The sequence below is a fragment of the Paraburkholderia sp. BR13444 genome (assembly GCF_040948755.1).
Taxonomy (GTDB): Bacteria; Pseudomonadota; Gammaproteobacteria; order Burkholderiales; family Burkholderiaceae; genus Paraburkholderia; species Paraburkholderia youngii.
The window spans coordinates 109406-122260 of the sequence record NZ_JBFPKM010000004.1 but is presented as its reverse complement, the minus strand read 5'-3'; the positions used below and the strand labels follow the sequence as shown (position 1 = coordinate 122260).

Here is a 12855-nt window from a genome sequence, read left to right as displayed (position 1 = left end):
ACGCGCCACCCGTCGGCCGTAATCGCCGATGCTTCGTCCGCGATCAACGCCATCGGCCGCGCATGCAACACCTATCCTTGAGATGCCCGTTGAGGTATCGAACAGGAGGATGACATGCGCATGCTTCTCAACATACAAATACCGAATGAACCGTTCAGCACACTCGTGCGCGAAGGCCGAATCGGCGAGCTGATGCAAAAGATCCTCGAGGACATGAAGCCGGAAGCCATCTACTTCACCGAGCAGCAGGGCAAACGCGGCGCGGTGGCGGTCGTCGATGTCGCCGATGCATCGGCGATTCCCGCACTCGCCGAACCGTGGTTCCTGAAGCTCGACGCCGAGTGCGAACTGCGCATCGCGATGCTGCCCGATGATCTGATGAAAGCCGGCCTCGACGCGCTAGGCGACAAGTGGAAGTAGCGCGGCCCTCAGGAATGCCCCGCCGATAGCTGCAGCAGCATCGAAGCCGCGGCCGTCGCGGCGACCTGGCAGCCGAGCACGATATGCTCCTCGGCCGTGTCCTCGATGAAGTCGTGACTCACGCCGCCGATGCTCGGCACGAACATCATGCAGGCCGGCATGCAACGCGCGATCACCTGCGCGTCGTGTGCGGCACCGCTCGGCATGCGCAGCCATTGGCCCGGCGCGATCGCTTCGGCGGCTCGCGCGATGTGCTCCGCGAGCGTGGCGTCCATGCTGACGGGCTCGATCGGCTCGTCGATCGTCTGCAAGTCGACGCTTACGGCGTTGTGCGCATTGAAGTCGCGCACCAGTTCCGCGAGCGCATGCTCCATTGCGTGAAGCCGTGCGGGGTTCGCGTCGCGGAATTGCAGATACATGTCGGCAGCGCCGGGTACGACGCTCATCGAGCCCGGATCGAGATCGATGCGGCCCACGGTCCAGACGGTATCCGCGTCGGCCAGTTGCGTGAACGCGTCGTTCATCCGCGCGATGAATGCGACGAGCGCCGCGCCCGCGTCGCGGCGGATCGCCATCGGCGTCGTGCCCGCATGGTTGCGCTGACCCGTGAAGCGCAGCCGCGATTCGCGCAGCCCGACGATCGTCGTGACCACGCCGATCGATTTGCCGATCGCTTCGAGCCGCCCGCCCTGCTCGATATGCGGCTCCAGATACGCGACCTGGCGCCCTGCCTCGAAACGCGCACGCGGCCGGCCCGCGAGGCCCGCCGCCGCCAGTACATCGGTGAGACGTTCGCCCTGCCGGTTGGTCGCGCCGCGAATCGATTCGTCGACCGCCTCGCCGAGGAAGCTACGGCTACCGAGCAGGCCCGAGAATGTGCCCTCCTCGTCGATCCACGACGCGACGTCGACGGCGAGGTGCCGCGTCGCGTCGTTCTCCGCGAGCGCGCGGGCGATTTCGAGCCCGTAGATCACGCCCATTGCGCCATCGAGCCAGCCGCCGGTCGGCTGCGTGTCCGTGTGTGAACCGATCACGAGCGCGGGGCCGCTGTTGCGCGAGCGTCCGAACACGGTGCCCACGCCGTCGATGCACGCGTCGAGCCCCGCCTCCGTCATCCTGCCGACCAGCCATTCGCGTGCCGCAAGATCGACCGGCGACAGCGCGAGCCGGACCACGCCTGGGCCGGCCGCGCCTGAGCCGGCCGCGCCAAATCCGCGCAGCCGTTTGAGGTCGGCCATCAGCCGGTCCGGATCGATCTTTACCACGTTGTCATCTCCCTGAATTGATTGCGGATGCGGCCGCGCGAAAATCGCCCGGCGACATATCGTACGCACGTCTGAACGCGCGATTGAAATCCGACGCGCTATTGAAGCCCCAGCCGTACGCGACGTCGATCACCGGCCTGCGCGGGTGGCGATACAGTTCGTCGGCCGCCTCGCGCAGGCGCCGGTTGCGAATATACGCGTGGAGCCCGCCCTCCGGCTCGAACAATCGATACAGCGTGGGCCGCGACAGCTGCGACACGGCCAGCACGCTGTCGACGGTCAGATCAGGTTGGCCGAGATTCGCGTCGATATAGCGGCGCGCCGCCGCGAACATCGCGGTGCGTGCCACCGCGCGCGCACTGCCGGTCAAGCCGGTCTCCTTGCCGAACGCCGCCGCCATCAGCAACGCGCAGGTGTGGAACGCTTCCTGCGCCGCGGGCGCGTCCATCGTGGGCAACCTGCGGCATAGATCGGCCAGATGCGCGGGAATCAGCCGCGCAAGCGGCGTTTCGTATTCGATCATGCGGCCATGTATCGACTCCGCTTCCGGCAGCACCGGATCGATCAGATGGCGCGGCAAAAACAGCGCGACCAGGCGGCACGGCCCCCGCGTCATCTGCATCGGCTGATTCATGTCGAGCGCGAGGATGCTCGGCCGCGTTTGCAGCGCGACGCGCTTCGGATAGAGGCCGGTGGTCGTCTCGAAGGTCCCTTCGACGGCTACGTGAAACACGATCTGACGTACGTTGTCAGTCGAAATGCGCGCGACCGAGCGCGCTTGCGCGACCGGATCGGAGCGGCAATCCGTGAAGGCCATGCCGCCGGCGCGATAGGTGTCGATGCTGCCGCGAAAGCCGTCGGCGAGTTGCCGGCGCGAGATCGGCACGTCGAGAAAATGGCCGACGCGCTCCCGCCACATGGGCAATTGCGCGCGCGGCGCCGTGGTGTAGGTGTCGAAGTGGGTGTAGTCGAAAGCCGCTGGCATTGCTGCGGCCGCGGTTGCGGTGCGGTTGGCTGCCTGATTGGTCGTCAAGGTCTCCCCGCCGGTTTTGTAGTGTGCGCGGCATGATAGCCGCGGTTGGCGAAAACGTCATGAGCCTGTTGCTAGTGCGTCGATGCCGTGGCCGTCGAAGCTCATGTGCCCCCGCTCCGCTCATGCCTGACAGGCATCAGCACCAGCCTACAAAGTCTTTTCACTTTGCGCAAGGCCTCTCATGCCGCCGCTCGAGCTCGCTTTCGTCCATGTCGCAGGCACTCGTGCGATCCGGCCGGACAACATAAAAAAATGGCCTCCAGACTGAGGCCATTTTGTGTTTAAAAGAATCGCTTCGAAACGCGTAGATTATCTCAAATAAACGCGCATCCAGCAGCTATCGTTTCATCGCAGCGGCTCGAAGCATTGCTGCCAAGGTGACTAGCCCTGCCCCCAAAGGGGGCCCATAGTCATAAAACCGCAAGTGCCGCGCAAAGAAAATGGTGGAAGTCGAAATTACTATCAAAACTACAACGGCAATGATGGAAAAAACCACCAGGAAATCTTTATTCACGATTGGCTCCTTGCGTCGAAATTTCCCCGCTTCCGCATTCCGTCCCAAAACCAGAAAGGCTCCGCTTTGACGCGACAAAAGTTTGCATAGTAGCCTCCGTACGCTAGCAAGAGTCCTCCGTTCAACAGCAACTCCTGGAAGCCGGTGAACAGTTCGCGCGGATCTGGCGAAACGAAAAGGTTGAGGAAGACAATGGTGACGCTGATGCCGGCCATTATGATCAATGCGAGCGGCACCCCGATGTTTAGCAGCAGCATGGACCCAAGCACGACTTCCAGATATTTGACCATTTGGTAGAAGCCGACATCTGCCATAGCGCCGATATAGGCGCCCACTTTTCCTGCGTGGCTGAAATCCGGAATGTATCTGAAAACCACGAAATTCAGCCCGGAAGAGAGATAGTGGAATGCGAAATATAACCTCATCCACATGACGACGAACTTCCAGGGTGATTCATTTGCTACTTTCATCGCTCTTTATCCTTTTTTTCGGATTAGAAACTTTGCCATCGGCCTTTTACTCACTCCTTGAAAGGCATTGCGAGGAGTCCGCGCGGGTGTCGGGAGACCGTGAATCAAATGGCGCGTGCGATCTTGAAGTTGGTCACCAGTGACTGTAGGCGCTCAGCTTCTGCATGAACGCCCCGGGCTGCGGCAGCGGCCTCTTCGACCAGGGCTGCGTTGTGCTGTGTCACGGTATCGATTTCGCCGATCGCCTTGTTTATCTCCATGATGCCCCGGTGGCCGTCATCGGATGCATGGGTGATCTCCTCCATCAGGGTCGATACGTGGGCGAACTCACTCACCACCTCGTTAATTTTTGACCCGGCATCGTTCACCAGCTGTGATCCCTGATCAACGCGGGTGACCGAATTGCTGACCAATTCCTTGATTTCCTTGGCGGCCGATGCCGAGCGTTGAGCCAGCGTGCGGACCTCCTGGGCAACGACGGCGAAGCCACGACCTTCGTTGCCAGCACGTGCAGCTTCAACCGCCGCGTTAAGGGCCAGGATATTGGTCTGAAAGGCGATACCCTCAATAGTCGCAATGATGTCGGCGACTTTCCTGGATTGATCGGCAATGCCTGACATGGTGGTCACGACCACTTTCATGACCTCTCCACCGCCGTTTGCCAAATCGGATGTAGTCTGCGCGAGTTTGAGGCCCTGTCTGGCATTCGCCGCGTTGTTCTCCACGGTCGCCGTCAACTGCTGGATCGAAGCTACCGTCTGTTCGAGAGACGCCGCCTGTTCCTCGGTGCGCTGACTCAGGTTCTCGTTACCTGCCGCGATCTCGGATGCGCCGGTCAATACGGCCTCGCTACCGGACCGGACTTGCTTCACGATATCCACGAGACTCTCATTCATGCTGCGAAGCGCACGCATCAATTGGCCGAGTTCAGTATCGGAATGCACCCTGACCTGTGACGTCAAATCCCCCGACGCAACTGCTTCGGCAATTCTTACGGCGTCATTTAACGGGAAGACGATTGATGTGGCAACCGTGTTGCAGACATATACCGTCGCAATGATAGCGATACAGATCACGGTGAATGTCAGCATCAGGGCCATGTCGTAGTCGTGAATGGCGTTTTCCGCAGCTTCATCCGCATTCTTCTGGATGAAGTCCATATGGGCGCTTAGTGTGTTCTCGGTCGCCTTGAAGACATCAAAGATCTTGGTGTTGGCGAGCACCCGGGCGGTAGCAAGATCTGGATTGTCAGTCATTGCAAGCGTGTAGAGTTCTTTGTTGATCACCGCATACGCAGCAATTGCCTTCTTATCGTTCTCGAAATACTGACGGTCCTCGCCCGGCAGCGCGTTTTTCTCATAGTGATTGACACCCTGTCTCAGCTGATCCAGGGCTTGGGTCCGAATCGCCGCATTGGTATCTTTGGCTTGTTTGGAATCAGACAACACCAGACCCAGCGTGGCGCGACGATCCGTACTGAGGGCCAGACGAAGATCAGCAATCGTTTTGATCGACTCCATCCAATTCTGTTTGATGTCCACTAGATGCGATTCGATCCGATGCGCCTGGAAAAGCGCAAATCCCGCGGCACCGCATAACAGCAGGATAACGATTGCGAAGCTAACAAACAGCCGGTTGCGTACTTTGAGATTGCGAAGAAGCATTAGCATGTTTTTTTGCCTACATTGATTGTATAACCTTGGATTTCGGCATAAATCCCCTGAGTATGGATAGGGGGCAAGCATGATTGTGAAATCCGGTCTGATGTGTTAGTGCCGGACTCGCGAGATCTTTCGACCGCTAAGGCAAAGTTAACGCAGCACGGGCGCCAACGATGGCCGGTGTGCTCTGTTTTTTCTGTCCGTGGATGCGGCCTCCGGATAGCGGCATCGACCGCGCTGGCCACGTTGTAGTGCGAAGGAGAGAGCGTTGTCGGTCACGCCGGTGCGCCAATGGCGCCGAAGGACCTCGGGCTGACCGTCGAGGCAACTGCCGAGACATCGGCTGCCCCATGAGTTGCGGAATTCACGAGTAAGCGCTTGAGCAACGCCATGAAAATATCCGCTTCGTCCTCGGTTAAGAGGCTAATCAATTTCTGGTCAGTTGCCCCGAGAAACGCGGTGATCTTCGCGACCATGGCCACTCCGCTTCCCGTGAGCTGAACGCACCAGCAGCGACAGTCGTCTGGATGCCGGGACCTCATTACAATTCCAGCGTCGATGAGACGCGGAATGAGTCGGGATAGCGACCCCATATCGTAATTCAGCCGGCGGGCGAGTTGAACCTGCGTCATGAATTGCCGTCCAGCGAGGCAAATGATGACCTTAGCCTGCGCAGATGAAACCCCAAGCGATGACTTCAGATGTCGATCAGCAGACTCCGAGACCGCCTTGTCGACGGCAACAAAACCGGTTAGCCAATTCAAAGCTGGGGCTTCAACTCCATGGCTTAGGGGTAGGTCCTCCTCGCTCTTCATATCTGCCGCTCCTTCAAATGTGATCGGAACCAGACGTCGGGTTTGCGCCTATACGTCCGAACACTACCTCGTACTATGGTTGATCGGTCGGTCCCGCGCCGCTACCGCGTGTCCGGCGCACTGAATTACTTATAATTCTAAATTGTATACTATCATAGTAGACGAAAAAGCCTCGTGGCACTTTCTGCGCTTGATCGGGGGGACTTTTTACTATTGCAATCCGTGAAGAGCACGGCAGCGATGACGAAAACATGCTCATCGCCGCCGCTCTCAATGAAGCATCAGAATCGATGCATCATGCCAAGCTGAAAAACTGACTGGATATTGCCGTTTGCCACGATGTTCCCGATTTCTGCAGCATATGCGCCATTGGTGCGTTGAAATACACCAGCGGCATAAAGCGAGGTGCGTCTCGACAACGTGTATGTCAACTGCAATGCGGCCTGGTTGATCGTCACGTTCTTCAGCAGCTCGTTACCATTTTCGTAGGTGTAAGCGCCGCCGAGGTTCCAGGCCGGTGAGAAGTCATAGCCGACGCCACCTGCAAGCGCGTAAATCCTGGCACCCGTATGGGTGTTGCGCGCCTGGCTGTAGATCCCCGAGACCGTGAAATGGGCGTACTTCGTCCTTGCGCCGGCGAGGAGGTTGGCGATGCCACTATGCCCGTTGTTGACCGGCGCGTAGTTCTGCTCGGTGTAAACAACCGCAGCACGCGTTTCCCCGTTCCTGAAGTTGATCGCGGCGCTCTTTCCAGCCCCGTTGTTGAAGTCCCCCGCCGTGCCGCCGAAGCTATACATCAAGCCAACCGACAGCCCGGCATATTCCTCGGAGACGACCTTGACGGCATTCGACATTCGTTTGCCGCCGACACGATCCCAGTTGATGGCCGCTAGCCCAGTGATCTGGCCGTTGCTTGTGATAGGTGCGAACGGCCCGCCTGAGACGGCACCGGCGATCTGGGCTGGACCCGAAACGCCGAGCAGGTCGGCACCGAAGCTACCGGTGCGGAAGTTCAGCATACCGCCAGCGATGCCCGTGGCCGGATCGATACCGCCGAGCAGGTAATAGTCGAAGGCGAAGTCGTTCTGCCGCCCGAGGCGGAAGCTGCCAATCCCTGCTTGACTCAGTCCGACCCACGACGAGTTCTCGAACATCGCGCCGCGTGACTGCGGATCAAGTCCCCCTGTGCTTAGGCTGATCATCGAGTCGAGGCTGAAGTTGGCGCGCAGGCCGCCCCCCATGTCCTCGCTCCCGCGGAAGAAGAACTTGGTTGGAAAAATGGCGGAATCCTGCATTTGAAATAAACGTGACCCACCTGAATCACGATAGGTAGCGATCCCTTCGTCAAGGAATCCTCCAAGCATCACGCTACTTTGCGCATGTGCGGCCGTCATGCTCATGCAAACCGATGCGCATGCCAACGGCACCGTGGCCCATCGGCGTTTCCTCCCGCCCCCCTGGTCATTCATACATTCTCCTGATTGTTATAAGTGATCTTTGAAACTGACTGCTGGTGAATTGTTTCGCTGGTCGGTTGCCCTCCTGAAGTTGTGCAGCATCCAATGCGGGCGTCCGGGTCCCAGTTGAACACCCGAAGCAACTCATGAATCGTGCGAGCCGTGGCCGGCGCCAGCTGTACGGAGGCACCGGCCTAATAGAGAGGGGAGCCGGTCTCGGCGTGACGAATGACAGAGCTCGGCACGTTGGCGATCAGGATGTTGCGTTCTTGCATGCGAATCGATTGCTCAGATCGGCCGCTGCCCAAGGCAGTGCATTTGCCGTGAACTGCTTGGCGGCTCGAATGTTCGAGCAGGACGCGTTAGCAAAACCTCAACAGATTCGGGATGCGCGACCTGCCACAACCGGATTCGCACCGCACCCCGATATCATCGTGCGTCCGATCTTTGAATTCGTTATCATCAGTCAAAATAGTATTTACGACAGCCTACAATGTCAACGGACCATGCTCCGGTAAAAACCCTGGGCGTGGCTTTCCGGTCGCGTCGCAATTTGCCTGAGGCACGAGGGAATTCGCGGGGCGTCTGCACTCGCACTCGTGCCGCATCGTACGCGTTTGCCCTAGTACAATCGTAGTCTTTTTTGAATACAAAATCGCGCATCATATCTGTAACCCCAACATAAAGGAGACGTGAGCTTGAACGCGAATCGAAAAATCTTCGTCGGTGCGGCACTCGCTTTCGCCGCAGTCGCCGGCATCACGATGTCAAGTCGTGGCTTCGCGGCACAGACGGCCCCCGTCAAAGCCTCCATCGCCAAAGCACCGGCGAAGTCGGCGCCGGTCAAGCTGATCGCTGCCGGGCCGAACCAGAATTCGGACCTGGTTGCACGCGCATTGGCACCCGCATTGAGCAAGGCGCTGGGCACCGATGTTGTCGTCGAAAATCAGCCGGACGCGGCTGCGGTGTCCGCAGCAAAAGCAGCGCCCGCTGACGGACTGACGCTTCTCGTCGGCGATACCGATCAAGTGGACGGCGCACGCCAGGATTTGACTCCGGTGGCACAGGTCACCGGTCACGCGGGCCTGGTTCTGGTCGCGGGCAACGGCGCCGGTTTGAGCGGCACCGACATCAAGGACTACGCCGATCTGATCAGCCGTCTGAAGGACAATCCGAACTGCTACATGTTTGGATCGACAGGCACCACGTCGCGAGAATATCTGGCGATGGCGGCGTTCCAGAAGCGTGCCGGCGTCAAAATGATTCATACCGCCTACAAGAGCGACGCCGAACAGATCCCGGCGCTCTTGAGCGGCAAGGTGCAAATGATAGAGATTCCGTATGAAATGGCGGCGCCGCAGATCAAGGCCGGCAAGATGCGTGTGCTCGCGGTCCTGGGTTCGCGCCGTATTCCCGAGATTCAGAATGTTCCCGCACTCGGCGAAATGTTCCCAGGCTTCGATTTCGCGTCGCATACGGGTGTGTTGGCACCGAAGGATCTCCCGGCGCCGCTCCGCGATAAGATCGCGGATGCCGTAAAGACGGCCGTGCAGGACCCGAACGTCCAGAAGGCGTTGAACGTCAACGGTCACCAGGCCGCTTATCTCGCATCCGCTGACTATGCGAAGGTTATCGCCACTGACCACGACAAGCTGAGTCAGCCCGCGAAGTAACGTTGTACCTTGCGTGTATAGCAACTGGAGCTCGATGTTCTGAAAAGGCATCGAGCTTTTTTCTTCTGTCGCTCATCCATCTCTTGTCGCAACTGGAGGCTACGGGGATTCTCCTCAGTGTCCTCGTCACGCTCCCCGCTACTCCGCTCACGGAAAAATCGACGCCATCGTGACACTTCCGAGCCGTCCAATCGCGTTGATCACGCGCGAGCGCTAACCTGCCGCCCTCGTGAATTTTCGCGCGCTTCATCTCGCGGCGTCACCTGTAGTTCGGCTGCTGGATCGGCCACGCGCCGGTCGTAAAATTCTGCCTCGAAAGCACCGAAGTGATCCGCCAGGTCTCGACCGTAATCACTTGAGCCCGGATATGTATTTGCGTGTGATTTAAAGGAATAGCTCATATCGTTTCTCGTAATCTAGCGCAGTTCCCGGCCTTCCTCCCTGGGAAGACCGGCGAATGCCACGACCGACAACAGGGTAAAGGCTCCGACAACGAAGAATGTCATCGGGAAATCGTCGATTACCAGATGATTCGCGCTGTGCCCATGAACCTGCGCGGTGATCGTCAGGCACGATGCGCAGACTGCGACACCAAAACTGATCGACGTCTGCTGCATCATTGTCGAAAGTGCCGTGGCCTTACTCATCAAGGTCTTAGGAATGCCGGAATAGCCGACCGTATTCATAGTTATCATCCCCAGAGAATTGACGATACCCGCTACGAAAAGCACGAAGCACATAAGCCCAACCGACGTCGTCGGTCTGAACAAGCCATAGCAAGCGAATGTCGCGCCCGTCATCGCGGCGCCCAGCATCATGATCGGCCTGAATCCGAACTTCCTTATTGCACGATCCATGATTGGACGGACACCGAATGCGCCGACAGAGAGCCAGGCGCTCATCAAGCCGGATTGAATGGGCGTCAATCCCAAGCCGACCTGCAAGAGCAGCGGTACGAAGATTGGAGCCGAGCCGACCGCGAGTCTGAGCGGAATGCCGCCAATCGTCGTGATGCTAAACGCTTTATATCCAAAAATCTTGAGAGGGATAATGACATCGAGACGTCCACGGCTATAAAGCCCGTATGCGACCATTGCCAGAACCCCAATAGCCGTGATTCCAATCGTCACGCTCATAGGGACGAAATTGCGGCCGACGGTTTCCAGACCACATACGATGCCAGAAAGCCCTATCGCCATCAGAATGAATCCCGTCATGTCGAACGGCTCAGACTTCTCCGAGCGCGAATCCGGCACAAATTTCAACGACAGCAGGATGCCCAATACACCGAATGGAATGTTCAGCAGAAAGATCCATCGCCAGGAGCCCATCGTGACGATCAGCCCACCCAGTAGCGGCCCAATCACACGCCCAATGGCGCCGGGAACTGTAAACCACACCATTGCTGCCACCAGCTGCGTTGCCGGAATACTTCGCAGCAGAATCAGGCGCCCTACAGGCACCATCATGGCTCCGCCAAGGCCTTGCAAGACCCGGAATAGAACGATTTCAGTGATCGAGGTGGCCGCGCCGCATAGTGCGGATGCCAGTGAGAAGATGGCGACTGCCGAACAGAATACGCGCCGCGTTCCGAACCTATCGGTGAGCCACCCGCTTGCCGGGAGGAACAGTGCAAGGCTCAACAGATAGGCGGTTATAGCGAAGTTGAGATGAAGTATCTCGACATTCAGGGAAGCGGCAATCGACTGGAGAGACGTGCCCAATATCGAGGTATCCAGACTCTGCAAGAACATCGGCACCGCAACGATCATTGGAATCAGTCGCGTACGCCGGGATGCAGATCGAGACTCCTGGGTGGAGTCTCGCGCATCCCCAATAGTTATATTTTTCTCAAGCACCGGATTGTCTAGCGTTTCGCTATTTGACGTCGATACATATCGACGATCTTGGGATCGTAGTTGCGGAAGAACTGCTGTCTGACGGGATCTGTAAGGGTGTCCAGTTTTGCTATTTCATCCGTCGCGACGGTATGAACCGTCATTCCGTGACGCTCAAGCTCAGCACGATCGGTTTTCGCCTGTTCTCGAATCAGATCGCGCTCAAACCGCCCAGCTTCTATCGCAGCGTGTTGTAAAACATTTCGGTCCTGCACCGTCAACTTCTGCCAGATTGCCGAATTGGCAACCACAGCAATGGCGCTGTATGAGTGATTCGTGACCGAAACGGCCGATTGAACATCATAAAGGTGACCGGCCAAGATCTGCGAATAGAAGTTATCTTCCGCAACGATGCGTCCACTCTTCAATGCTCCGTTTAGTTCAGAATACGGAAGTCCCACGACGTCAGCGCCCAAGACCTTGAACGTCTCAACGAACGCGGGTTCCGGGATCACGCGAACCGGCCGGTTCGCCAGATCGAGCGCGTGCTGGAACGGCTGGCCCGACGTCGTGATCTGTCGGAAGCCGTTCTCCCACCAGGCGAGACCCGTCAAACCGTGACCCTCGAGGCGCGACAACAGAGCTTGTCCGAACGGACCATCGAGCAGCGCCTGCGCCTGACGTTCGCTGCGGACAACATACGGCAGATCCATGATCTCGAATTCGGGCACGAGATGACGCAATGCCGGCGTCACCAGCAGCATCAAATCCGGGGCACCCGGGCCACCTGCCTGCAATGTTTTGATCTGCTCACCCGGCGAACCCGGTACTGTATCGGCGCTCACGCTCACCACCAGACGACCGTGAGACTCCCGGTTCACGATATCTGCGAACCTGGCCATGCCGCGCATTGTCGGCTGGTCCGGCGACATATGCGCTCGATACTCTACGATCGTGAGCGTTTGAACAGGCTGCCCATGCGCGATCAACGGCTGCACGATCAACAGCATGCCAAATATCGCACCGCTGATATCGCCACAAACTCGGCTCAATGACCAACCCGATTTAAGACGTAAAAATCTTTTCGTCATGTTCCAGGAAATATCGCCAAATACCTAAACAAAAAAAGCTACGTTACCGAGGCAACGTAGCCAAATCCCTCACTTCACATCCGAAATCAGATCAGATCAACAACGTCCGACTTGAAAATCTTTGGCAGCTTCTTCCAGTCGCTGATGCGGCCGATCGTGGTTTTGAACGTCATCATCGGCAGGTAATACTTGATGTACCAGACCATCAGAATCAGGTTCATATATAGGCAACCAACGCCCATGTACGGCGTGAACATCTTGTCGAAGCGATGGTTCAACACGATCGCGTTGTACCAGACGACGAACGACACCGGCAGAAGCATAAGCAGGCCGACCGGGACGAAGATACCGAGAATGAGCGAAAGGCCACCCAGAATTTCGCACGTCTTCACGATATGGAAAAAGTGCGTGTGAACCATCGTGACCAGCAGTTCATTCGACTCGGGCAGCGTGCCGAACGGTTGCGGGAAGATCGGCGACATGCCGAGAGCCGTACGCCAGTAACTGGTACCGCTGACGATCATCCAGCCGCCAAGATACAGCCGGCAGAACGTCAAGATGACCTTGCCGATGAGTTGCGGCATGGTTTTGCGATCATCGTTGTCCATAGTGTGCTTT

General features: G+C 57.9%; 13 protein-coding genes and 1 pseudogene. 2 read left to right on the top strand and 12 right to left on the bottom strand.

Translation table 11 applies throughout. The annotated features are described in order from the left end of the window. Positions 1-114: 114 nt before the first annotated feature. Positions 115-420: a panthothenate synthetase gene (locus tag AB3X95_RS13130; RefSeq protein WP_368590926.1), complete on the top strand. Its 306-nt coding sequence runs from the start codon at positions 115-117 to the stop codon at positions 418-420. An 8-nt stretch (positions 421-428) separates the two neighbouring features. Here AB3X95_RS13130 and AB3X95_RS13125 read toward each other — a convergent pair whose 3' ends face one another. The 8 genes and pseudogenes from AB3X95_RS13125 to AB3X95_RS13090 form a co-directional block, all read right to left on the bottom strand. Further along, positions 429-1685, bottom strand: coding sequence for a Zn-dependent hydrolase (locus AB3X95_RS13125; RefSeq protein WP_368621550.1), 1257 nt, complete (start codon positions 1683-1685; stop codon positions 429-431). Positions 1686-1689: 4 nt separating this feature from the next. After that, positions 1690-2718 (bottom strand): helix-turn-helix domain-containing protein, encoded by a 1029-nt coding sequence (locus AB3X95_RS13120; protein ID WP_368621549.1) that lies wholly within the window; start codon positions 2716-2718, stop codon positions 1690-1692. Between the two features lie 337 nt (positions 2719-3055). Further along, positions 3056-3232: a hypothetical protein gene (locus tag AB3X95_RS13115; protein WP_176125439.1), complete on the bottom strand. Its 177-nt coding sequence runs from the start codon at positions 3230-3232 to the stop codon at positions 3056-3058. Further along, entirely contained in the window at positions 3229-3702 is a 474-nt protein-coding gene (locus AB3X95_RS13110) for a hypothetical protein (RefSeq protein WP_176125438.1), read from the bottom strand. Before AB3X95_RS13110 ends, AB3X95_RS13115 begins: the two co-directional genes overlap by 4 nt. A gap of 104 nt (positions 3703-3806) precedes the next feature. After that, positions 3807-5372 (bottom strand): methyl-accepting chemotaxis protein, encoded by a 1566-nt coding sequence (locus tag AB3X95_RS13105; RefSeq protein ID WP_176368724.1) that lies wholly within the window; start codon positions 5370-5372, stop codon positions 3807-3809. 266 nt (positions 5373-5638) lie between these two features. Continuing rightward, entirely contained in the window at positions 5639-5839 is a 201-nt protein-coding gene (locus AB3X95_RS13100) for a hypothetical protein (protein WP_368621837.1), read from the bottom strand. Between the two features lie 45 nt (positions 5840-5884). After that, positions 5885-6178 (bottom strand): annotated as a pseudogene (locus AB3X95_RS13095) (MarR family winged helix-turn-helix transcriptional regulator); the annotation flags it as partial. A gap of 281 nt (positions 6179-6459) precedes the next feature. Next, complete coding sequence (locus AB3X95_RS13090; protein WP_368621548.1) at positions 6460-7647, bottom strand: porin; 1188 nt, start codon at positions 7645-7647, stop codon at positions 6460-6462. A 686-nt stretch (positions 7648-8333) separates the two neighbouring features. Here AB3X95_RS13090 and AB3X95_RS13085 point away from each other — a divergent pair. Then, entirely contained in the window at positions 8334-9308 is a 975-nt protein-coding gene (locus AB3X95_RS13085) for a tripartite tricarboxylate transporter substrate binding protein (protein WP_368621547.1), read from the top strand. 200 nt (positions 9309-9508) lie between these two features. Here AB3X95_RS13085 and AB3X95_RS13080 read toward each other — a convergent pair whose 3' ends face one another. From AB3X95_RS13080 to AB3X95_RS13065, 4 genes are all read right to left on the bottom strand, one after another. Continuing rightward, positions 9509-9709, bottom strand: a complete 201-nt coding sequence (locus tag AB3X95_RS13080) for a hypothetical protein (protein WP_368621546.1) — start codon at positions 9707-9709, stop codon at positions 9509-9511. Positions 9710-9724: 15 nt separating this feature from the next. Next, a complete protein-coding gene (locus tag AB3X95_RS13075) occupies positions 9725-11080 on the bottom strand; it encodes an MFS transporter (RefSeq protein ID WP_368621545.1) in 1356 nt (451 codons plus the stop codon). 95 nt (positions 11081-11175) lie between these two features. After that, entirely contained in the window at positions 11176-12237 is a 1062-nt protein-coding gene (locus AB3X95_RS13070; RefSeq protein ID WP_368621544.1) for a TRAP transporter substrate-binding protein, read from the bottom strand. Between the two features lie 86 nt (positions 12238-12323). After that, a complete protein-coding gene (locus AB3X95_RS13065; protein ID WP_368621543.1) occupies positions 12324-12845 on the bottom strand; it encodes a DoxX family membrane protein in 522 nt (173 codons plus the stop codon). Positions 12846-12855 lie beyond the last annotated feature (10 nt).

Bases quoted from the DNA above. Each gene is read 5' to 3' on its own strand.
- AB3X95_RS13130 (WP_368590926.1), top strand. From the start codon at position 115: ATGCGCATGCTTCTCAACATACAAATACCGAATGAACCGTTCAGCACA.
- AB3X95_RS13110 (WP_176125438.1), bottom strand. From the start codon at position 3,702: ATGAAAGTAGCAAATGAATCACCCTGGAAGTTCGTCGTCATGTGGATG.
- AB3X95_RS13105 (WP_176368724.1), bottom strand. From the start codon at position 5,372: ATGCTAATGCTTCTTCGCAATCTCAAAGTACGCAACCGGCTGTTTGTT.
- AB3X95_RS13100 (WP_368621837.1), bottom strand. From the start codon at position 5,839: ATGGTCGCGAAGATCACCGCGTTTCTCGGGGCAACTGACCAGAAATTG.
- AB3X95_RS13090 (WP_368621548.1), bottom strand. From the start codon at position 7,647: ATGAATGACCAGGGGGGCGGGAGGAAACGCCGATGGGCCACGGTGCCG.
- AB3X95_RS13080 (WP_368621546.1), bottom strand. From the start codon at position 9,709: ATGAGCTATTCCTTTAAATCACACGCAAATACATATCCGGGCTCAAGT.
- AB3X95_RS13075 (WP_368621545.1), bottom strand. From the start codon at position 11,080: ATGATCGTTGCGGTGCCGATGTTCTTGCAGAGTCTGGATACCTCGATA.
- AB3X95_RS13070 (WP_368621544.1), bottom strand. From the start codon at position 12,237: ATGACGAAAAGATTTTTACGTCTTAAATCGGGTTGGTCATTGAGCCGA.
- AB3X95_RS13065 (WP_368621543.1), bottom strand. From the start codon at position 12,845: ATGGACAACGATGATCGCAAAACCATGCCGCAACTCATCGGCAAGGTC.